The organism is Streptomyces sp. SID13031, from assembly GCF_010548305.1.
Classification (GTDB): domain Bacteria; phylum Actinomycetota; class Actinomycetes; order Propionibacteriales; family Kribbellaceae; genus Kribbella.
The window spans coordinates 587,517-608,587 of sequence record NZ_JAAGLV010000001.1 but is presented as its reverse complement, the minus strand read 5'-3'; the positions used below and the strand labels follow the sequence as shown (position 1 = coordinate 608,587).

General features: G+C 67.9%; 20 protein-coding genes. 10 read left to right on the top strand and 10 right to left on the bottom strand.

Annotated features, from left to right (window positions below):
- Nucleotides 1-36 precede the first annotated feature (36 nt).
- The gene (locus tag G3I17_RS02705) at nt 37-1,296 is read left to right on the top strand and encodes a helix-turn-helix domain-containing protein (RefSeq protein ID WP_203589625.1); all 1,260 of its coding nucleotides are present in this window, start codon (nt 37-39) and stop codon (nt 1,294-1,296) included.
- Nucleotides 1,297-1,298: 2 nt separating this feature from the next.
- Here G3I17_RS02705 and G3I17_RS02700 read toward each other — a convergent pair whose 3' ends face one another.
- On the bottom strand, nt 1,299-1,451 hold the full coding sequence (locus tag G3I17_RS02700; RefSeq protein WP_164593549.1) for a hypothetical protein: 153 nt from the start codon (nt 1,449-1,451) through the stop codon (nt 1,299-1,301).
- A gap of 146 nt (nt 1,452-1,597) precedes the next feature.
- Between G3I17_RS02700 and G3I17_RS02695 the strand changes: the two genes are divergently transcribed.
- Genes G3I17_RS02695 through G3I17_RS02675 form a run of 5 tightly spaced genes read left to right on the top strand, consistent with a single transcriptional unit; the run spans nt 1,598 to nt 7,920 of the window.
- The gene (locus G3I17_RS02695; RefSeq protein WP_164593548.1) at nt 1,598-3,103 is read left to right on the top strand and encodes a long-chain fatty acid--CoA ligase; all 1,506 of its coding nucleotides are present in this window, start codon (nt 1,598-1,600) and stop codon (nt 3,101-3,103) included.
- Complete coding sequence (locus G3I17_RS02690) at nt 3,100-4,785, top strand: alpha/beta fold hydrolase (RefSeq protein WP_164593546.1); 1,686 nt, start codon at nt 3,100-3,102, stop codon at nt 4,783-4,785. The genes G3I17_RS02695 and G3I17_RS02690 overlap by 4 nt, the downstream gene beginning before the upstream one ends.
- Before the next feature lie 14 nt (nt 4,786-4,799).
- A complete protein-coding gene (gene phaZ / locus G3I17_RS02685; protein ID WP_203589624.1) occupies nt 4,800-5,597 on the top strand; it encodes a poly(3-hydroxyalkanoate) depolymerase in 798 nt (265 codons plus the stop codon).
- A 9-nt stretch (nt 5,598-5,606) separates the two neighbouring features.
- Nucleotides 5,607-6,779, top strand: coding sequence for an acyl-CoA dehydrogenase family protein (locus G3I17_RS02680; protein WP_164593542.1), 1,173 nt, complete (start codon nt 5,607-5,609; stop codon nt 6,777-6,779).
- Between the two features lie 19 nt (nt 6,780-6,798).
- Nucleotides 6,799-7,920: an epoxide hydrolase family protein gene (locus G3I17_RS02675; RefSeq protein ID WP_164593540.1), complete on the top strand. Its 1,122-nt coding sequence runs from the start codon at nt 6,799-6,801 to the stop codon at nt 7,918-7,920.
- Between the two features lie 51 nt (nt 7,921-7,971).
- On the opposite strand, the gene G3I17_RS02670 is transcribed toward G3I17_RS02675, so the two are convergent.
- A complete protein-coding gene (locus G3I17_RS02670; protein ID WP_203589623.1) occupies nt 7,972-10,488 on the bottom strand; it encodes a X2-like carbohydrate binding domain-containing protein in 2,517 nt (838 codons plus the stop codon).
- 151 nt (nt 10,489-10,639) lie between these two features.
- Here G3I17_RS02670 and G3I17_RS02665 point away from each other — a divergent pair, with 151 nt between their 5' ends.
- The gene (locus G3I17_RS02665) at nt 10,640-11,137 is read left to right on the top strand and encodes a hypothetical protein (protein ID WP_164593538.1); all 498 of its coding nucleotides are present in this window, start codon (nt 10,640-10,642) and stop codon (nt 11,135-11,137) included.
- On the opposite strand, the gene G3I17_RS02660 is transcribed toward G3I17_RS02665, so the two are convergent.
- Together G3I17_RS02660 and G3I17_RS02655 are read right to left on the bottom strand one after the other, a co-directional pair.
- Nucleotides 11,118-11,852, bottom strand: coding sequence for a lipoate--protein ligase family protein (locus G3I17_RS02660; RefSeq protein ID WP_203589622.1), 735 nt, complete (start codon nt 11,850-11,852; stop codon nt 11,118-11,120). The genes G3I17_RS02665 and G3I17_RS02660 overlap by 20 nt on opposite strands.
- A gap of 12 nt (nt 11,853-11,864) precedes the next feature.
- The gene (locus tag G3I17_RS02655; protein WP_164593537.1) at nt 11,865-12,869 is read right to left on the bottom strand and encodes a methyltransferase; all 1,005 of its coding nucleotides are present in this window, start codon (nt 12,867-12,869) and stop codon (nt 11,865-11,867) included.
- A 132-nt stretch (nt 12,870-13,001) separates the two neighbouring features.
- On the opposite strand from G3I17_RS02655, the gene G3I17_RS02650 reads away from it, so the two are divergent.
- On the top strand, nt 13,002-13,997 hold the full coding sequence (locus tag G3I17_RS02650; protein ID WP_164593535.1) for a hypothetical protein: 996 nt from the start codon (nt 13,002-13,004) through the stop codon (nt 13,995-13,997).
- Here G3I17_RS02650 and G3I17_RS39645 read toward each other — a convergent pair whose 3' ends face one another.
- Together G3I17_RS39645 and G3I17_RS02640 are read right to left on the bottom strand one after the other, a co-directional pair.
- Nucleotides 13,998-14,696 carry a transglycosylase SLT domain-containing protein gene (locus tag G3I17_RS39645; protein WP_164593533.1) on the bottom strand — a complete coding sequence of 233 codons (699 nt, stop codon included), beginning with the start codon at nt 14,694-14,696 and terminating at the stop codon, nt 13,998-14,000. It lies immediately after the preceding gene.
- Nucleotides 14,697-14,741: 45 nt separating this feature from the next.
- Nucleotides 14,742-16,271, bottom strand: a complete 1,530-nt coding sequence (locus tag G3I17_RS02640; RefSeq protein WP_164593531.1) for a glycosyl hydrolase family 28-related protein — start codon at nt 16,269-16,271, stop codon at nt 14,742-14,744.
- Between the two features lie 207 nt (nt 16,272-16,478).
- Between G3I17_RS02640 and G3I17_RS02635 the strand changes: the two genes are divergently transcribed.
- Nucleotides 16,479-17,828 carry a glycoside hydrolase family 27 protein gene (locus tag G3I17_RS02635; protein ID WP_203589621.1) on the top strand — a complete coding sequence of 450 codons (1,350 nt, stop codon included), beginning with the start codon at nt 16,479-16,481 and terminating at the stop codon, nt 17,826-17,828.
- Here the strand turns inward: G3I17_RS02635 and G3I17_RS02630 are convergent.
- On the bottom strand, nt 17,815-18,684 hold the full coding sequence (locus tag G3I17_RS02630; RefSeq protein WP_164593529.1) for a hypothetical protein: 870 nt from the start codon (nt 18,682-18,684) through the stop codon (nt 17,815-17,817). The genes G3I17_RS02635 and G3I17_RS02630 overlap by 14 nt on opposite strands.
- A gap of 177 nt (nt 18,685-18,861) precedes the next feature.
- Here G3I17_RS02630 and G3I17_RS02625 point away from each other — a divergent pair, with 177 nt between their 5' ends.
- Complete coding sequence (locus G3I17_RS02625; protein WP_164593527.1) at nt 18,862-19,248, top strand: hypothetical protein; 387 nt, start codon at nt 18,862-18,864, stop codon at nt 19,246-19,248.
- Here the strand turns inward: G3I17_RS02625 and G3I17_RS02620 are convergent.
- Genes G3I17_RS02620 through G3I17_RS02610 form a run of 3 tightly spaced genes read right to left on the bottom strand, consistent with a single transcriptional unit; the run spans nt 19,226 to nt 20,986 of the window.
- Nucleotides 19,226-19,924 carry a response regulator transcription factor gene (locus tag G3I17_RS02620; RefSeq protein ID WP_164593525.1) on the bottom strand — a complete coding sequence of 233 codons (699 nt, stop codon included), beginning with the start codon at nt 19,922-19,924 and terminating at the stop codon, nt 19,226-19,228. The genes G3I17_RS02625 and G3I17_RS02620 overlap by 23 nt on opposite strands.
- A gap of 52 nt (nt 19,925-19,976) precedes the next feature.
- The gene (locus G3I17_RS02615) at nt 19,977-20,585 is read right to left on the bottom strand and encodes a sigma-70 family RNA polymerase sigma factor (protein ID WP_164593523.1); all 609 of its coding nucleotides are present in this window, start codon (nt 20,583-20,585) and stop codon (nt 19,977-19,979) included.
- Nucleotides 20,586-20,620: 35 nt separating this feature from the next.
- A complete protein-coding gene (locus tag G3I17_RS02610; protein WP_164593521.1) occupies nt 20,621-20,986 on the bottom strand; it encodes a response regulator in 366 nt (121 codons plus the stop codon).
- Nucleotides 20,987-21,071: the final 85 nt, after the last annotated feature.

Below are 21,071 nucleotides of genomic sequence, written 5' to 3'. Positions count from 1 at the left end.
ACGGGCGCACAATCGGAGGCCTAGGAGGCGGACGCCATGGCTACTGACACGCTGCAGGAGGCCGCGGTCGCGCGGGTGACCGCGATCGCCACCCTGATGGGCGGCGGGCTGCCCGACCTGACCGGCGTCCTGCACAAGGTGCTGGCCGAGACGATCGAGGAGCTCCAGGGCGACCAGCTGATCGTCGAGCTGCTCGGGGCGAGTATCGAGAGCAACCTCGAGACGGTCGCGCACATCCTGCGCTACGGCATCGACGTCGGCACGGTCTCCACGCCGTCGGCGGCCGAGGAGTACGCGCGCCGGCTGGCCCAGCGCGGGGTCGCACCGATCGCGCTGGTCCGCGCGTACCGGCTGGGTCAGCAGCTGGTCCTCGACTGGGCCTTCGACGAGCTGGCCAAGGACACCGACCAGTCGGTCGCGCTCGCGGCCGGGCGGATCATGGTCGACACGACCTTCCGCTACATCGACCGGATCTCCGAGCAGGTGGTCAGTGCCTACGAGTCTGAGCGGGTGCAGTGGCTGGCGAACCGGAACACGGTCCGCAGGGCGATGATCGAGGAGCTGCTCCGGGGCGACCCGGTCGACCTGGCCGTCGCCGAGGGCGCGCTCGGCTACCGGCTCCGGCAGAACCACGTCGGCGTCGTGCTGTGGTGCACCTCGAAGTCGTCCGCGGACGAGGACCTGCGTCAGCTGGAACGCCTGCTCCAGCAGGCGGCGGCGGCAGCCGGTTGCTCAGGGCAACCACTCTTCGTACCCCGGGACCGGACCACCGCCTGGGGCTGGATCCCGCTCGGGCGCGGCCGGGCGGACATCGCCGTCGAGGCCGATCCGGACCCGAACCACTGGATCGCGATCGGATCGCCGGCGGCCGGGGCGGACGGCTTCCGGGTCACCCACCTGGAGGCGCTGCGGGCTCGGCAGGTGGCGCTGGCGGGGCGGGACCGGGCCGACCGGGTCACCGCCTTCACCGATCCGCAGGTGCGGGCGGCGGCGATGCTGGCCGCCGATCTGGAAGGGACCCGGCGGCTGGTGCGGAACGCACTGGGTTCGCTGGCGGCCGACACCGAGACGGCCGCGCGGTTGCGGGAGACGTTGCAGGTGTTCCTGGCCGAGAAGGGCAGCTATCTGGCCACCGCGGAGCGGGTCCATCTGCACAAGAACACCGTGAAGTACCGCGTCGACAAGGCACTGGAGGAACGCGGCCGGTCGCTGGACGACGAGCGCCTGGAACTCGAGCTGGCGCTCGTCGCCTGTCGCTGGCTGGCCGGATCCGTGTTGTCGCCTGCCGCACCCTGAGCTCAGCCGAGCTTGTGGGCCAGCACCCGCAGGCCGACCATCGGGATCAAGGCGACGAAGAACAGGACGGGAATCAGGAAGGCGATCATCGGAGTGTCCTTTCGGTGCTGCCGGGGCTGGGTTCCGGCCGGTGACAAGAGATTCGCAGTCCGCACCCCCTGCGCACCTGGCTCGCCGACCCGAACTTCCGGACCGCTGCTGTGCCGCCCGCACAAACGGCTCACAACGTTGTCCGCCCGGCCAATGACAGCGGCGCGCGCCGGGCGGATCGTGGACGTAGTACCGAGCCGGGGAGCCCGCGATGACCAATCTCAGTCACAATCTCGCCGAGTCCGCGGCGATGTATCCCGACCAGCCGGCGGTCCGGACGGACGACGAGGTGCTCAGCTACCGCGCCCTCGACCGGCTCGCCTCGCAACTGGTGACGCTGCTGCGCGACCGCGGAATCGGCCCCGCCCACCGGGTCGGCCTGATGCTGCCGAACGTCGCCCAGTTCCCGATCGCCTACTACGGCATCCTCCGCGCCGGCGCCGTCGTCGTACCGATGAATCCCCTGCTCAAGGAACGGGAGGTGAAGTACTACCTCGACGACTCCGGCGCACGGCTGCTGCTCGCGTCGCCGGAGGTCGCAGCCGAGGCCGCGGCAGGGGCGAAGGTTGCCGGGGCAGACCTGCTGATCGTCGCCCCCGGTGAGTTCGAGGCGATGCTGGCGGCCCTCGAGCCGGCGACCGATCCGGTCAGCCGCGCCGACGACGACACCGCCGTCCTGCTCTACACGTCCGGCACCACGGGAAAGCCGAAAGGCGCCGAGCTCACCCACGGCGGGCTGAACCGCAACCAGGCGGTCAGCGCCCGGACCCTGTTCGAGATCGGCCCCGGCGACGTGGTGATGGGGTGCCTGCCGCTCTTCCACGTCTTCGGCCTCACCTGCGGGCTGAACACGGCCATCTCCAACGGCGCGACGCTGACCCTGATCCCCCGCTTCACGCCGGCGAAGGCACTCGAGGTGATCCAGCGCGACCGGGTCACCGTCTTCGAGGGCGTCCCCACGATGTACGCCGCGATGCTCGGCGTCCCCGACCGCGACCGGTACGACGTATCGACGCTGAGGTGCTGCGTCTCCGGCGGCGCGGCTCTTCCGGTCGAGGTGCTGCACAACTACGAGGACGCGTTCGGGTGCATCATCCTGGAGGGCTACGGACTGTCGGAGAGCTCGCCGGTGGCGGCGTTCAACCACCCCCGTTCCGAACGCAAACCGGGCTCGATCGGTACGCCGATCGAAGGCGTCCGGATGCGGTTGGTGGACGATCACCGCCAGCCGGTCGGGACCGGGGAGATCGGTGAGATCCAGATCGCCGGCCACAACGTCATGAAGGGCTACTGGAACCAGCCCGAAGCCACCGCGACGGCGATCGATGCCGACGGCTGGCTCAGCACCGGGGACCTGGCCAGGCAGGACGACGACGGCTACTTCTTCATCGTCGACCGCAAGAAGGACCTGCTGATCCGTGGCGGCTACAACGTCTATCCACGCGAGGTCGAGGAGGTGCTCTACGAGCATCCGGCGGTGGCCGAGGCCGCCGTCATCGGGATCCCGCACCCCTCGCTGGGTGAGGAGATCGGCGCGGCCGTCCAGCTCAAGGCCGGTTCGGCCGCGACGCCGGAGGAGTTGCGCGACCACGTGAAGCGGCGGATCGCGGCGTACAAGTATCCGCGGGTGGTCTGGATCGTCGACGAGTTGCCGAAAGGACCGACCGGGAAGATCCTGCGGCGGGCGATCGAGATTCCCGAAGGGATCCTGGCATGACCACACCTGCCCAGGCCGAGGAGCTGGCCGCACCGCTCGACTTCCTGCTCACCGCGGCGGCGATCGGGCCGCTGCGCCGCTTCCTGCCGAACTCCGCGTGGATCCGGATGGCGAGCAACCTCGCGGTCCGGCCCGGCGTGGTCAGCCGGCGGCTCGCCGATCTCGCGGTCGACCTCGGCCGGATCACCACCGGTACGTCGGATCGCGCGCCCTCGTCGCGCGACCGGCGGTTCGCCGACCCCGCCTGGACCCAGAACCCCTTCCTGCGCCGGCTGGTCCAGGGCTATCTGGCCGCCGGTGAGACCGCCGGCGCGCTGACCAAGGAGGCGCAGCTCGACTGGCGGGACCACGAGCGGATGTCCTTCGTGGTGGACAACCTCGTCGATGCGCTTGCCCCGAGCAACAATCCGCTGGTCAGCCCGGCCGCCTGGAAGGCCCTGATCGACACGGCGGGGCTGAGCGGCGTGCGCGGAATGCGCCATCTGCTGCGCGACCTGGCCACTCCGCCGCGGGTCCCGAGCATGGTCGAGCCGTCCGCGTTCAGCGTCGGCGCCACGGTGGCGGCCACCCCGGGTGCCGTCGTCTTCCGCAACGAGGTGCTCGAGCTGATCCAGTACACGCCGCAGACTGACAAGGTCCGGGCCATCCCGGTGCTGATCGTGCCGCCGGTGATCAACAAGTACTACGTGGTCGACCTCTCCCCCGGGCGCAGCCTGACCGAGTACCTCCTGCGGCAGAACCTGCAGGTCTTCACGATCTCCTGGCGCAACCCGGACGCGCGGCACCGCGACTGGGGTCTGGATGCCTACGGGCAGGCGATCAGCGAAGCGATGGACGCAGTACAACGGATCTGCCGGTCCGACCTGATCCAGCTGTTCGCCACCTGCTCGGGCGGGATGCTGGCCTCGATGCTGATGTCGGTACTCACCGATCGCGGTGAGGCGGACCGGGTGGCCGGCCTGACCCTGGCGGTCACGGTACTTGATCAGAGTCGTGCGGGGCTGGCCTCGGCAGCGATGGACGAACGAGTCGCCGCCGCGGCCATCGCGGCCTCGGCGTCGCGTGGATACCTCGACGGCCGGGTGCTGGCCGAGGTGTTCGCCTGGCTGCGGCCGAACGACCTGATCTGGAACTACTGGGTCAACAACTATCTCCAGGGGCGAGAGCCGGCCGCGTTCGACGTCCTGTTCTGGAATGCCGACACCACCCGGATGCCGGCCGCGCTGCATCGCGACTTCGTCGAGCTCGGCCTGGGCAACACGCTCACCCACCCCGGTGCCGCGACGATGCTCGGCACGGCGGTCGACCTCGGCAAGGTCGGCGTACCGGCGTACATCGTCGCCGGGATCGCCGATCACATCTGTCCCTGGCAGTCGTGTTACCGCAGTACCCAGCTCCTCGGCGGCGAGAACCGGTTCGTGTTGTCCACCAGCGGACACATCGCCTCGATCGTCAACCCACCCGGCAACCCGAAGGCGACGTACCAGGTGAACGACGGCAACCCACCCGACCCCGAGCAATGGTTGCGCACGGCAACGACGATGCAGGGATCGTGGTGGCCGGACCTGGTGAACTGGCTGACCGAGCGAGGCGGCCGGCTGCGGAACGCCCCCGCCGAACCGGGCGGCGCCGGGCTTCCCGCACTGGACCCGGCCCCCGGCAGCTACGTCTACGCGGCATGACGACGGGAGCCCAGGTGGAACCGCAGACCGTCAAGGTGGCCGGGCAGCCGATCCGCTACGACATCAGGCGGGGTGCCGGCGATGCCACTCCCCTGCTGATGCTCTGCGGGATCGGCGCTGCCTTCGAGGTGCTGCAACCGGCGGTCGACGCGCTGGATCCGGAGCTGGAGGTGATCCGGTTCGACGTGCCCGGTGTCGGCGGCTCGCCGGTCGGGCCGTTGCCGTACTCGTTCCCCGCGCTGGCGTGGCTGACCCGCCGGCTGCTCAACCGGCTCGGCTACCAGCAGGTCGACGTACTGGGATTCTCGTGGGGCGGCGGGCTGGCACAGCAGCTCGCCGTCCAGCATCCGGGAACGGTCCGGAGACTGGTCCTGATCAGCACGGCCACCGGCGTGCTCATGGTTCCCGCAAGCCCGGCCACCCTGCTGAAGATGGTGACGCCCCGGCGCTTCAACGATCCCGAGTACGCCGCCGGCCTGGCGGGGTACCTGTACGGCGGCAGCGCGCGACGGCATTCGGCCGAGATCCGGCGGGTGTTCAGCGCCCAGGTGCGGGCCGGCTCCAAGCGCGGGTACCTCTTCCAGCTCGCGGCCGGTGCCTGCTGGACGAGTCTGCCCTTCCTCGGGCTGATCAGGCAGCCCACCCTGATCCTGAGTGGTGACGACGACCCGATCATCCCGCTCGTCAACGCGCGCCTGATGGCCCGGCTGATCCGCCACTCCGAGCTCCACGTCTACTCCGGTGGGCACGTGGAACTTGTCACCGAGGCGCCGGCGCTGACACCGGTCATCACCCAGTTCCTGTCCAGCTGAGGAGTAGGTATGAGCACCGATCCGATCGACTTCTACTCGCTGGAGGCCCTGCTCGACGAGCCGGATCGGGCGCTGCTGCACGCCGTCCGGGATTTCGGGGACAAGCAGGTCGCGCCGATCATCAACGAGCACTGGTCGCGGGCGTCGTTCCCGTTCGAGTTGCTGCCGGCTCTGCACGACCTCGGCACCGCCGGTACGCCGTACCAGGGGTATGGCTGCCCGGGGCGGAGCTATCTGCTGGACGGGCTGATCGCGATGGAGCTGGCGACCGCGGACCCGTCGATCGCGACCTTCCACGGTGTGCACAGCGGATTGTCGATGGGGTCGATCTACCTGTGTGGATCCGAGGAGCAGAAACAGCGGTGGCTCCCCCGGATGGCGGCGCTGGAGTTGATCGGCGCCTTCGGGCTCACCGAGCCCGGGGTCGGGTCCGGTGCGTCTGGTGGTTTGCAGACGACCGCGCGGCGCGATGGCGACAGCTGGGTGCTGAACGGCCAGAAGAAGTGGATCGGCAACGCGACCTTCGCCGACCTGATCGTGATCTGGGCCCGGGACGAGGCCGATGGGCAGGTGAAGGGGTTCGTGGTCGAGAAGGACACGCCTGGGTTCGGTACCACCAAGATCGAGGACAAGATGGCCCTGCGGGTCGTCCAGAACGCCCTCATCACGCTCACCGACGCCCGCGTACCCGAGGCCAACCGGCTGGCGGGCGCTGAGTCCTTCCGGGACACCGCCAAGGTGCTGCTGATGACCCGGGCCGGCGTCGCCTGGATGGCCGTCGGGTGTGCCCGCGGCGCCTACCGTCACGCTCTGGCCTATGCGGGCGAGCGGCAACAGTTCGGCCGGCCGATCGCGTCGTTCCAGCTCGTCCAGGATCTGCTGGTCAAGATGCTCGCCAACACCACGGCGTCCGCCACTCTCTGTACCCGGCTGTCCCAGCTTCAGGACGCCGGCCTCGCCTACGACGAACACGCGTCACTCGCGAAAATGTTCTGCACCGTGCGGATGCGCGAGACGGTGGGGTACGCCCGTGAACTCCTGGGCGGCAACGGGATCCTGCTCGAACACAACGTCGGCCGCTACGTCGCCGACGCCGAGGCGATCTACTCCTACGAAGGTACGCGCGAGATGAACACACTCATCGTCGGCCGAGCCATCACCGGACAGTCGGCCTTCGTCTAAGGGCAAGTACTGTGACGGAGTGCCGTCGACCCAGGTGACTCCCTTCCAGATCCAGGTGCCCGACTCCGTCCTTGACGATCTGCGGGCACGGCTGCAGGCGGCGCGACCAGCGACACCGGCCATCCTTGACGGCGGTGAGACGCCGGAGCTGATCGAGCGGATCGAGGGGCTCCTGGCCTACTGGCGGGACGGCTACGACTGGCGCGCCGAGGAACGCCGTCTCAACAAGTTTCCGCAGTTTCGCGCCACCGTCGACGGCGTGGGGCTGCATTTTCTGCATGTCCGGGGCTCCGGGCCCGATCCCTTGCCGCTGTTGCTCACCAACGGCTGGCCAAGCTCGTTCGTGGAATACCTCGCAGTACTGGAGCCGCTGACAGAGGCCGGGTTCTCGGTGGTCGTCCCGGCGCTGCCCGGGCTCGGATTCAGCGACCGATGTCTCGACCTGCCGCTGAGTCGTTCGGGCCTCGCCGACCTGTTCAATCAGCTGATGGTGGACGTGCTCGGCTACCGGCACTACGTGGCGCACGGCGACGACATCGGCGGCCGGGTCGTCAGCCGGCTGGGCATCCACCACTCAGCCGACGTGCGGGCCATCCAGACCGCGAACTGGTTCACTCTGCCCACCCCGGACGAGGTGCTGGACGACGCAGCGCTTGCCTACGATGCCGCCGGTACCCAATGGGACCAGACGCATGGCGCCTACGCGCACGTTCAGGAGACTCGGCCGCAGACGCTGACGTACGCGCTCAACGACTCCCCGACCGGCCTGGCCGCCTGGATCCTCGAGAAGTTCCTGACCTGGAGCGACCCGGCGACCCGAACCGGCCTCAGCGATGACGATCTGCTGACCACGGTGATGATCTACTGGTGCACGCAGACGATCGGCAGTTCGATGCGGCTCTACGCACTCCAGGACCAACCCCGTGACGAATTCGGTCCCGTGCTCGTACCAGCCTCGGTCCTCGTACCGAACGAACCAGATCTCCCCGCACCGCCGGAGTCGGCGCTACGGCGTGCATACCCGCAGCTGTTCCGCCACCGGGAGCTGACCCGTGGCGGGCACTTCCTCGCCCTGGAGTCACCGGAAACGTTCGTCGACGAAGTCACCGCGGCCTTCGCCGACTACCTGCCACGCCGGTAACCCAAACGCCCTTGGGGTGGCCCGGAAGGGGACCACCCCAAGGGGTTCTGCCTACTTCCCGAACGTGTAGCGGAGCTGGTCTGTGCGGAGGACGTCTCCGGAGACCTTCACCACCTTCAGGGTGTGGTTGCCATCCTTCAACCCGGCTTGGGTGAAGACCTGGCGGTTGGTGACCCGAACCGGGTTGGACAGGTTCACCCGGCGGACGAGCACGTTGTCGATGAAGACGTCGGCTTCACCCTGATCCGGCGCCAGCGCGGTGACCCAGTCGACGCCGGTTCCCTTGAAGGCGAACTCGAAGGCCGCGCCGTTCACCGTCGCGGCGTGGACGTCGTCGCGGTAGTCGCCGCGGAAGCTGAAGTCCAGCTTCGTGCTGCCGACCGGCTGCGTCGCGAGGTACGCCTTCTTGATCGTCACGACCTTGCCCGCGAGGGTGTAGTCGGTGCCCTTGACGAGCACCTTGCCGGCGTTGGCGATCGAGACCAGCTCGCCCGGATCGCGACCGATCTCCGTGGTCACGTCAGCCTGAGCCGCCTTGTCGAAGCCCGCGGTACCGGGGTTCAGCAGGCTCTCCTGCCGGACGACCAGCTTGTCGACCAGCATGAACTGGCCAGACTTCTTCACCCCGCGGATCGTGTGGCTGCCGTTCGGCAGATCCGAGATGCTGTAGACCAGCTGCTGCGCGGACCGCGAGTCGGCGTGGGTGTCCACGGTCGCCTTCAAGGCGCCGTCGACATAGATCTCGACCTCACCCTGCGAGGTGTCCTTCTCGGTGATGTAGTCGACGCCGTTCCCGACGAAGCTGTACGAGAACGCGTCGCCATTGCCCTCGGTGTACTGCACGTCGTCCTGGTAGTCGCCCAGTCCACGGCCGGTACTCCGGCTCCACGAACCCGTGTAGACGATGCCCGGGTCGTCGTTGTTCAACTCGACGGTCCGTACGCCGGAGGTCGCGGCGGCCTGGGGTGCCTGGGCGCCCGAGTCGGTCACCGTGACGGCCAGCGGCTCCGAGACCGCCGGGACCTCGTTGTTGCCGTTGCGCTGCCAGGCGCCCTGGTAAGCGACGCGCAGGTCATCGTCGTTGACGCGGATCGCGCCCTTCTTGTTCGGCGTGACCTTGAACAGCCGGACGCCGTGCGGGGGGACGACCGCCGCGGTGTAGCTGGTGGTGGCCTGTCCCAGGTCCTTCCTGGCCCACAGGTCGCGCACCGTCGCCGGGCTGTCCAGCCCGAGATCCGCGAAGTTCGCCGTCATGTTGGCCTCGGTGGTACCGAGGTTGAACATGGCAACGGTGTAGGAGCTGTCGGCGTTCAGCGAGTACCAGACCTGCCGGTTCGTCTTGGTCGACACCGGCTGCGCGGGACGCCCGGCCTGGTTGACCCCGATGACCTCGGGGTTGGTGAGCAGCTCCACGCCGTACTGGTCGAGCTTGGTCATGTCGTTGCCGATATAGAACGGAACCGCGGAGACGGCCCACAGCGTTGCCGCCGTCCGGCGCTCGTCCTTGGTCATCCCGTCCATCGTGCCGTTGCCGACGTTCAGGGAGTCGAAGTCGTTCCAGCCACCGGGTCCCGCGTGCCGCCACCAGTCGGCCGCCTTCGGGAAGAGCCGGGAGATGTTCGGCCACGCCGTGAGTGCCTCACCAGGGCAGTAGCACTCGACGTCCCAGTCGACCCGCCAGCCGTTGGCCACGGACTTCCAGTAGTCGGCGTAGTTGATGTCGAGCGCCCAGGACAGCTCGAGCCAGATCTTGTGCCGGGCCAGCGCCTGCGACCAGCCCTTGACCTCGTCACGGGCGTCGAGCGACAGGTCGTTCTTGCCGGAGCCCGGCGTGACGCTGTCGAACTTCAGGAAGTCGATACCCCACGAGGCCATCAGGTCGACGATCGAGTCGATGTACTTCTGGGCGCACGGGTTCGCCATGTCGACGCGGTAGCCGAAGCCCCAGTAGTCGCCCTGCTGCAGCGGCTGCTTGGCCAGGCTGCCCGTCCGGCACTCCGGGTGGCCGTAGACGGGAAGGTTGGCGTCCAGCATCTCCTTCGAGATCCCGGGAATGCTGTAGATGCCGACCTTCTGGCCATTCGCATGGATGTGGTCGATCACCGCCTGGAACCCGTTCGGGTACAGCTTCGTGCTCGGCACCGGCCGGCCGTACTCGTCGGTGCCGCCGTTCCAGGCCGCGTCGATGTTGATGTTCTTGTAGCCGTACGGCTGAAGCTTCTGGTGCATCGCATCCGACTGGGCGATGATCTGGGCCGCATTGATCCAGTTGCCGCCGTCGTTCGAGTACACCTGCATGCTGTAGCTGCTCCACCCCATGTAGGGCTTCGCCGCCGCCGCCCCCGCGGGCCCCAGCGACGGGCTCCCCGTGGTGATGACGTTCGCCGGCATGGAGATGCTGCTGTTCGTGGTACTCGTCGTGGTGTCGGCTTTGGCAGCGCCCGGCGCGGGCGGCGTCCCGTGCGGACCCTGAGCAGCCGAGGCGGTCAAGCCGACCGGGAGGACGGCAGCAGCGAGCACCCCCACGAGCACACCTCGCGCCACCTTGTTACGAAGGAACCTGGCCATGTTCGGTGACCTCACTTAGCGGCGGGGCAACAGCCGCATATCGGATAGGATATTGGAACCCTGAGGCCTCAGGAACCCGAAGTCAAGATCGGGACCCGAGATTATTGACGCAGTTAACTAACCGTCCGCACCCAGATCGAAAAGGGTCACGATGCTCAGTTCCTGGACACCCGCCGGCAGCTACCGGGAACGCTACCCGTCGCGGACCCGGGAGATCGACGGTGTCACGGTCCGAGTGGCAGCTCCCCCGGAGGGCGTCGGCGGGATCTATCTCGACAACGCCGTCTGCGACCTGCGGAGCTGGCCGGGCGGTCTCGGGCGCGGCAAGGGTGCGCCCGCGGAGTGGCGGCAGCTGCTCGACATCTACGGGCTGGACGCGACCGACCTCGATGGCGTCGCGGCCGTCAGCCCGATCAGCAAGCTCGCCCCGTTGGCCGCCGCCCGGATCCCACTCCTGGTCGCCTATGGAGACGCCGACCACGCGGTACCGGCCGACGAGAACTCCGAGCCCCTCCTGGCGAAGTACACCGAGCTGGGCGGCCCTTCGGAGGCGGTTGTCCGTCCCGGCGCCGACCACCACCCCCACGGCATCGCGCCCGCTCTCGTACAGGCCTTCTTCGAGAAGACCATCACGCCCGATGGTCGGTGACGAGTGAGGTCGCGAGTTCTCTTGTCGCCTCGTCGATAGGCGTTTGTTCCAGTACGCCGTACGCCGTGGTGACCCGCTGCTCGAAGGTGTCCGCGTCGAAGCCGGGGACCTCCGACGAGAGCGAGCCGACCGACGCCGCGTCGAAGGGGAGGTCGAGCTGGGCGTAGATGTCGGTCAGGAGTGGCCGGAGCAGGTCGTCGTCTCCTAGCACGATGAGCGTGCTGAAGAGCCAGCCGTTGCGGACGACGCGTTGGCCCGTGCCGACGAGCTTCACGACGCCCCGGGCGTTGACGCTGTGGGCGCCCGGACAGTACTCCCCTGGCACGGCCCCCACCCGCGCGTCGACGCCGACGTCGCCGAGGATGCCCGCGTACAACGAACCGAAGTACTGGAACCGGCTCTCCAGTCCATCGGGGGCGAGAGGTTCATGCTTGACGTGGTCCACCACCAGCGCTTGGGGCGTATAGGCGACCGGACGCCCACCGACAGCCCGTACCACCGGCTCGAACCCAGCCGACCGTGCCGCCCGCACCGCGGCCCCGAAACCGGGCAGCCGCGTATCCCGCCGCCCGAACACCACCACAGGCGCCGCCGGCCGGTAGATCCGCAGCGCCTCGCTCACCCCACCACTCGAAGCCCGTCGCACCATCGCATGGGCGATCGCCAGCTCCATCGCCTCGTCACCAGCAGCGGACGCACCAGAGTAGAAACGCACCTCGACATCCTGTCACGCGCGATCCAGCGGCCCGGCCTTGACGGCTTCCAGGATCGACATTCTGGTGGGGGTGTCGACGAGGCGGGTCAGTTGCAGGCCGGCGGCGGCGAAGAGGGCGGCGTACTGGTCTTCGGTCCGCTCGCGGCCGCCCGGGAGTACGAGCATGTTGAGGTCGGAGAACGCGGCGTCGGCCTCGTGGCCGGGTTGGCCGAGGACCGCCTCGATGACCAGGATCGCGCCGCCCGGGTTCAGCGACTCGGCGCAGACGCGGAGGATCTCGACGCAACGGTCGTCCGGCCAGTCGTGCAGGATCGACTTGAGCAGGTAGACGTCCGCGGGCGGGACCTCCGCGAAGAAATCACCGGCCGCGGCTGACCATCGCGGCGCGAGGGCCGCGGTCTCGGGCTCGGTGGCGACGACGTGTTCGCGGTCGAACACCGTGCCGGTGAGGTGGTCGTTGCTGCGTAGTACGGCGTCGAGCACGATCCCCTGGCCGCCGCCGACGTCGACAACCGTGTGGAACCCGGAGAAGTCATACGCGGCCGCGACCGCTCCCGCGATCTTCCAGCTGCGCGCGGTCATGTTGTCGTTGAAGATCGCGTTGTGCTCCGGCTGCCGCTGCCGATACGTCCAGACATCGACACCGTGCAGCGCCTCGAACGCGGTCTCACCGGTACGGACGCTGTGACCGAGATGCCCCCAGGCCGCCCAGAGCGCTGGATCCTGGAGCGTCCGGGCGAGCGGGCGCTGCGTACCGGGGACGCCCGATCGCAGCCCTTCGCCGAGCGGCGTGTTGCTGACGGCACCGTCGTTGTCTGCGTACACCCCGACCGTGACCAGCACGCGCACCAACCGGGCCAGCGTCTCCTCGTCCGCCCCGACCGCGGTCGCCAGCTCCGCGACAGTCCGCGGCCCGGTGGCCAGTTCATCCGACAGTCCGAGCTCGGCCGCGACGCTGAGCGCCGCGGAGACCCGGTACCCCATGAGCATCGACTCGAGGTCGCCGCTGTTCTCCATGGGTCCGATCATGCACCCGGAGCGCCACCGCGAACCTCGCTCGGAGCCGACTACTTCTCGACGTCGGTTGTTCAGATGGTGGTCGTCGGGGCAATAGAGACTCGGGCGGTTGCCCTTCTAGAGAGGACTGAGATGAGCTGGCTCGGAAAAGCACGACTCACGGTGGTGGCTCTGGCTGTTGCGGGACTCGGGATCTCCGGTACTTCGGCCGGCTGGAGCGCTCAGGCGGCGACCAGCTGGCCGGGTGGATCCGCTGTCACCACCGCTGACGGCAGCAACGTGTTCGGGAAGAACCTGAGCGGCCTCTCCTTCCAGACCCCGACTGTCCTGTGGGCGGTGAACAACGGCCCTGGGAAGGCTTACCGCCTTGTCCCCAGCGGGGCGACGTGGAAGCCGGACTCGGTCGGTGGGCGCACGCTGCACTACAGCAACGGCAAGGGCGATCCGGATGCCGAAGGTGTGGTCATCACTCCCGATGGGCTCGTAGCCGCGACCGAGCGGGACAACAAGGACGACGACAACAGCCTGCTGAAGGTACTGCGCTTCGACGCCACCTCGACTGCGTCCTCGCTCAACGCGAACCGCGAGTGGAACCTCACCGATGACCTGCCCGACGTGGACCCCAACGGCGGCCTCGAAGGCATCTCCTGGATCCCCGACTCCTTCCTCACCGCGCACGGCTTCCGCGACGAGCACACCGGCGCGGTCTACTCCCCCGCCAGTTACGCCGGTCACGGCACCGGCCTGTACTTCGTCGGCCTCGAGGACAACGCGACGATCTACGCCTACGCCCTCAACCAGTCCAGCAGCGCGTACACCCGGGTCGCAACGATCGCCACTGGCTTCTCCGCGGTGATGGACCTCGAGTTCGAGTCCGAGACCGGTCACCTGTGGGCGGTCTGCGACAACAGTTGCCAGGGGCAGACGAAGACGCTCGACCTCAACGCGCAGGGCAAGTTCGCTGTCACAGCGACGTACAACCGGCCGTCCGGGATGTCCAACCTCAACAACGAGGGCTTCGCCATCGCCCCGCAGTCGACCTGCTCGGCCGGTCGCAAGGCAGTCGTCTGGTCGGACGACGACAACACCAGCAACCATGCGCTGCGCGCCGGAACTCTGCCCTGCTAGCTAGTTCCTGACGGCCTTCGCGGCTTTGTCCCAGTTCTCGTGCAGGTTGTCGAGATACGACTGCGCCTGAGCACCGGGCTTGGCACCAGCCGCGAAGGACCGCATGTTGCCCCCGCCGGCGTTGTAGCCGAGGGCAAGCAACTCGTCCTTGCTGAACTTCCCGCGCCGGCTGCCCAGCCGCGCGGTCAGGTCGTGCAGATGCCAGGCGGCGGCCTCGATGGCGAGCTCGGGATGGTCAGGCAGTTCTTCCCACTGCCGGCCGGCGAAGCGGCCACGCTTGGTCTCGTCGAAGGCGGCCCGATGCATGTTGGCGATCCCGAACGCCGCGCCTTCCTTGATCCGCTGCCACGAGCGTTCCAGCGACGGATCGTGCGGCTTGTAGTCCTCGTTGTAGAGGATTGCCATCAGCAACTGCGCGCTGACGTCCGCCCGGCCGGCCGACTTCCGCACCTGCACTGCGAACTGCGCCGGGTCGTAGTTCCGGTACCAGTCCGAAGGAATCCCCGTGGGCGTAGCTTTCGACGGCCCGGATGGTTTGGACTCGGATGGTTCGGACTCGGACGGCTTCGGCGTCGAAGGCGTGGCAGTGGGTTGAGCCGGCGCGGCAGTGTCAGCCGGCGAATCGTCCCCGCGCGCAGCCCACGCCGCCACGACGACGGCACCGACCGCGAGCCACCACCAGCCCTTACTCACCCACACCTCGCATCACCATCGCGTCAGACCCCTACGACAGTACCGGGCTCCTCAGCCGTTGCCGAAGTCGACGGTCGGTTGTTCGACGTGTGGGTCGGGGCTGATGCCGAGTTGGTCGAAGGTCCGCAGCGGCGTTCCTTCGATGACGACGTCTCGCAGTACGACGTCGTCGATCGCGCCATCCGCGTTGCCTGCGGCAACCAGAGGTTTCATGCCGCCCGGGTCGCGGACGTTGACCCGTTCGATCCGTACGCCGGAGACCGGGCCGATCCCGAGGCCGCGCTCGCGGGTGTTGATCAGCAGCCAGCTCTGGTTGCCGCGGTCGTGGTCGAGGGACTCGATGTCGATGTCCTCGTAGACGATCCGGGTGCAGGGCTCGCTGCCGTAGCAGGGGTCGATCGCGATCGCGCGGGTCGCGTTGTAGACGTAGCCATTGCGATAGGTGATGTCGCTCTGCTGTGAGTAGTGACCGTTGCCGACCTTGAACGCGGCGCAGTGGGTCCAGGCGACCACGTCGTCGAACAGCACCCGCTCGACCGGCTGCCGCGGCTGCGGCCAGCTGAGCGCGATGTTGGCATCCTCTGCCCACGCCTTGGTCGAGTACGGGTCGTCCTCACAGATCGCGATGACGTGCCGGACAGTGACATCTTGGCACTCGTTGATATCGAGGACGTCGTTCTCGAACTGGCGCTGGGTCTGGAAACCCTTGTAGTTGGTGATCTTCACGTCGGAGCAGCGGCTGGGCAGGAACGCCCAGGAGCCCGAGTCCCGGCCGATCACCCCGTCGACCGTGACTCCCCTGGTGCCGACCGGCACCAGCAGATGGTTGAGGTAGCCGCTCTCCTTGCGCATCCGCGCGCCCTGGCCGTCGATCGTCCCGCGCCCGGAGATGGTGACGTCGGATGACCCGGGCTCGGTCGAGATCAGCCAGGTGCCGTCCATCGAGAGGCTGTCGTGGCGGAACTTCGTCGCATAGACCAGCGGGTTACCCGTTGCCCGCAGCACCGATCCGCCGGCCAGGTAGAGCTGCACCCGCGAACGCAGGACGAGATTGCCGATGCTGAAGACGCCGGCCGGCACGTAGACCACGCCACGACCGGCCTCGTGCGCCACATTGATCGCCGACTGCACCGCGGTCGTGGCCGACGCCTGGCCGGTCGGGTCGGCATCGAAGTCCGTGACGACGTTGAAGATCCCGGGTCCGGTGGCGTCCGGCGGGTCCACCTCCTCCGGGTCCGCCGCGATCACCAGCTCCCGGAGGTCGTCGATCTTCACGATCAGGTACCGGCTGCGGTCGAGCGAGATGGTCAGCCGGTTCCCGGTCACCTCGGCCGGGATCTCCAACGCGAGTGGGCTGACGGAGTACGAGGTGATCCTGCGCCTGGTACTGACCTGGACGGCCACCATGCCGCGGAAGGAGAAGTGCGCGTAGTGGTACTCGACCCCACCACCACCCGGCTCCGGCGCGAACGCGGTCACCGGCACGTTCTCCCCGTTGACCGTCACGGCGAAGTCCTCGGAGAGGGGATAGATGGAGGGCAGCGGATAGGTGTGCACGCGGGGGGAGAGCGCAGCGATCATCAAACCTCAATTCACATACGTGAATGCCTTACATACTGGCGGATTTGAAACGTATTAGCCCATCTCGACCCTGTCAAATGGACGTCGACGGCTTAGAAGCTGACCCCACCAGGCCTGCCTGATTCTTGACGGAGTTAAGTTACTGACCGTACGGTGCCGGGCATGGATCCGTGGTCGACCGGACCTGTGACGAAAGGTGACCCCGCCATGCCCACCGCCCGTTTCTTCCGCCGTGCCGTCGCGTTGGCGACTGCCCTTCCCGTTGTCCTGGCCACGACGCTGGTGTCCACCAGTGCAACGGCCGAAGCCAAGAGCGACTTCAGCGTCAAACCGTTCATGGGGTGGAGCAGTTGGAGCGTCCAGTCCTCCAGCAACCCCGACTACGGAACGAAGTGGCTCACCGAGGACCACATCAAGGCCACCGCCGACTCGATGGCCAAGAACCTCAAACACGCCGGCTACACCAACATCAACCTCGACGCCGGCTGGAACGCCAACTGGGGCTGGGAGTTCCGTACCGACGCCAACGGCATTCCCGAAGCCGATCCGGTGCGCTTCCCGAACGGCATCGCCAGCCTGGCCCGCTACGTCCACAGCAAGGGACTCAAGATCGGCCTGTACGGCGGTGCCGGCCTGCAGACTGCGATCTACGACAAGAACGCCCCGATCCTCGGCACTGGCTGCACCACGCAGGACATCACCGTCTACCCGCTGACCAAGACCAACATGTGGGGCGGCGACTGGAAGATCGACTTCACCAAACCCTGCGCCCAGGCGTACTTCGACTCGATCGCGAAGCGCTTCGCCTCCTGGGGTGTCGACTTCGTCAAGGTCGACGGCGTCACCACCGACAACATCGCCGACATCAAGGCGTGGTCCAAGGCGATCGACCAGAGCTGCCGCAAGATGTGGCTGACCGCGAGCGCCTGGCCGGTACCACGCGACGCCGGCGAAGGGCTGGCCCCCTGGGCGAACAGCGTCCGCGTCGACACCGACGTCGAGTGCTACTGCAACACCGTGGCGACCTGGACCAGCTCGGTCGACAACCGGTGGGAGGACCTGCCGAACTGGCTCGACGTGGTCAAGCCGAACTACTGGCCGGACCTCGACTCGATGCCGATCAACAACAACACCGGCAAGGGCATCCAGGACGGCATCAACGACACCGAACGGCAGAGCGTGATGACGTTCTGGTCGATGGCCTCGTCACCCCTGTACGTCGGCGGCGACCTCGCCAACATCGACCGCAAGGCTGTCTCGATCCTGACCAATCGTGAAGTGATCGCGGTCGACCAGGCCGGCGTGATCCCGACCCAGGTCGCCACCGGAACCCTGCAGATCTGGAAGAAGCGCCTCCCCGGCGGCCGCCTCGCCGTCGCCGTCTACAACCTCGGGGACCAGCCATCCGACATCACCGTGCAGTGGAACCAGCTCGGTCTGCACGGCAAGCAGAAGGTCCGCGATCTGGTGAATCGCCAGGACCTCGGCAAGGCCAACAAGTCCTGGACCGCCAAGGCAGTCCCCGCCCACGGCTCCCGCCTGATCACCCTGTCCTGACCGGTGCGATCACGGCCTGGACGTGCGGAAATCCCAGTGCGTCCGCCTTGCCGTCAAGGAAATCCTGCACGCCGACCCGGATCAGGGTGGCCTGGTCCGGTTCGTAGAACAGTAGGCCTTCCGAGTCCACGCCGATCAGCAGGACGTAGTGGCGCGGGAGCCAATCGCCGATGAGGACCGGGACGGGCAGGCCGGAGCGAGCAGCCGTCACCGCGTTGCGGAGCACCTGACCATGGCGGCCGACGAGCTGGGCGTCGTACCGCGTACCGAGCGCGCCTGCGTACCGGTTCAGCTCGGCCGCCACCCCCGATGGTGTGGTACCGAACTTCTTCGGCCAGATGGTGTTGGTCGCGTCGTGGATGCGTTGTTCCTCGGCGCCGAGACGTGCTTCGAACTGGTCGGTCGTTGCCGCCGCGCGGTCGCCGCTGCCGCCGCTGGTCAGGGAGAACGCATAGATCGGATCGGCGATCGCTCGCGCCATCAGGATCACCGTCGACCCGCACGTCGTGTTGTCGACCTGCCGCACCAGAGCTGCGTGGTAGGTGACAAGCCATGACCCGTCGGGGTCGACCAGGTTGAGGTGGGTCCGCAGCCACATCGGTTTCCTGCCCCGGATCAAGCTCGCGAACCGGACCACCTCGTCGACGCTGTGTCCCGCTGCGAACGCCTTCAGAACATAGGGTCGCTGCAGCGAACCGGCCGCCACCGCTGCGGCGGCCACCTCGGCTCGGTCCGCGGGCGAAGTCACGTGGGTCACGGCAGGCAGCCGATCGCCGGCCGGTCCGCTGCCGAGCACGCCGGGCCCCAGCAGTGGAAGCAGCGCCACCGACACCACGGCCCATTCTCTGCTCCGCACGACCGCAGCCTCCTGACGGGTTCGACGGCGACATCTGCCGCTGCTTTCTGCAAATGTGCCGGTTTCGCGCGCGGGTTTCGTCACCGCCAGCGGCCGTCCTGACTACCGGATAGCGGGAACTCGATTGGGAGGCTGGCGTCAACGACGAACGAACGTGCGTCGACCACCATCGAGAGCATGACCCTGTTCCGTACCCTGGCGGCCCGGTCGAGGCTGCTCACCCGAAAACTGACAGCTGCCCGCGCCGGATCGCGCGGCGCGATCCCTCACCACGACGGCACTGTCCGGCGCTCGATGTTGCATCAGGCAACGACCCGGCCGGTCTGGCTGAAGTTCTCGCAGTCCGCTCCGCAGGCGTCCACGATGCCTTCCGCGATGGCGATGCTGATCTCCGTCGAGATGATCGTGGCCCGCAAGGCCGGCGTCGCGCTGACGATCCAGCAACTCCGCGAGGCGGCGGTCTACACCGTGACGTACGACGAGCAGAGCGACCGCTACCTGCACGAGGTCTTCGCTCCGTTCGGCATCACCTATCAGCCGGTCAGCGGGTCTCCAGGTAGGTGACCACGGCGAGCACCCGGCGATGGTCCTCGTCGGTCTCGGGCAGGCTCAGCTTGGCGAGGACATGCCGGACATGCTTCTCCACGGTGCCCTCGGTCACCCAGAGCCGCCGGGCGATGCCGGCGTTCGATCGGCCCTCCGCCATCAGCTCGAGCACCTCGCGCTCCCGCGGGCTGAGCCCGGCGAGCGGGTCGTTGTGGCGGCGGGCGCTCACCAGTTCCTGCACCAGCGCGGGGTCCATCACCGAGCCGCCCCGGACGATCCGCCCCAGCGTGTCGATGAACTCGTCCACATCCGTCACGCGGCTCTTCAGCAGGTAGCCGATCCGCTGACCGGTCGCCAGCAGTTCCATCGCGTGCTCGACCTCTGCATGGGCCGAGAGCACCAGGATGCCGGTCGCCGGGAACTCGTTGCGAATCTCCCGGGCAGCGTCCAGCCCTTCGGTGGTGTTCGTCGGCGGCATCCGGATGTCCAGCACGACCAGGTCGGGCTTCAACTCGCGTACCAGCGGGAGGATCCACTGGCTGTTGCCGGTCTGCCCGACGACCTCGAGCCCCGACCGCTCGAGCAGGCTGGCCAGCCCCTCGCGCAGCAGGACATCGTCCTCGGCCAGCAGAACCCGGGCGCGGCCGGCACCCTCGTTGCTCCCGGACAGCTCGCCCGACGAGTTGATCGTCATGCCCCAGGGTATCGCCACCGCGCCACCCGCCGAGCCTGGACCAGCCATCAGCTCAGGCGGCGAGGTGCACGCCGTCGGCGGCCGGCTGCAGCCGCGCCCTGAGGGTCCTTCGGCCCCGATGAAGGCGTGACATCACGGTCCCGCGGGGTACGCCGACGATTTCGGCGATCTCCCGGTAGCTGAAGCCGTCGACGTCGTACAGCAGGACCACCCGCCGGTACCGCTCGGGCAGCGCCGCGAGCGCCTGCGTCAGGCGTTCGTCCGCGATCGAGTCGATCACGGTGGCTTCAGCGGACGCCTCGACGTGGCCCCTGGAGCTGTCGAAGTGCCACGGGTCGGCGGGAACCATCATCGGTTCGTTCTGTCGCTTGCGGTAACCGTTGATGAACGTGTTCCGCAGGATCCGGTGCAGCCAGGCGGTCAGGTTCGTGCCGCGCTCGAAGCGGGCGAAGCCGCGGTAGGCCCGCAGGTACGTCTCCTGCAGCAGGTCCTCCGCATCGGCGTGATTCCTCGTCAGCCGCAGGGCCGCGACCCGCAGTCGGGGCAGCAGCGGAACCGCCTCGGCCTCGAAGCGGTCCCTCAGGTCCTCGGTATGGCACAGGGATCTCACCTCCTGAGCATCGCCCGCCTGGCGAGCGGCGTCGTCCAGGTGAGCGCCCATCCCGTCGGACCGCTGGCCGGAATCCGTCGTACCTGCTAGCAGGTACCGAGGATCCGCCGGATGGCGCGGCCCGAGAGGTGGGTCTTGGACAGAAACGCCGCGACCGGGGCGGCGCTGACCAGGTCCCCGAGGTCCTCCTCGGAGTAGGTGGAGATCAGGATCACCTTCGACTGGTCCAGGGTGGTCTCGTGCTGAAACCGCCGGACGAGCTCGAAACCGCTCTCGCCGCCGAGATCGAGATCGACGAGCACGACATCCGGCTCGGCCTCCTCCACCCGTCGCAGCGCCTCCTCGGTGGTGGACGCAACGCCTACCACGGAGAAACCTTCCCGCTCGAGGAGAGCTTGGGCGGCCGCCAGGAAGTGGCGGCTGTCGTCGACGATGAAGCAACGCAGAACCATAAGACCAGCTTCTCGTACGCCGCTCCCCCAGACATTCCGGGTACCAGGACCTTTCGGTCACGAACGACTACGCGGAGCGCCGCCG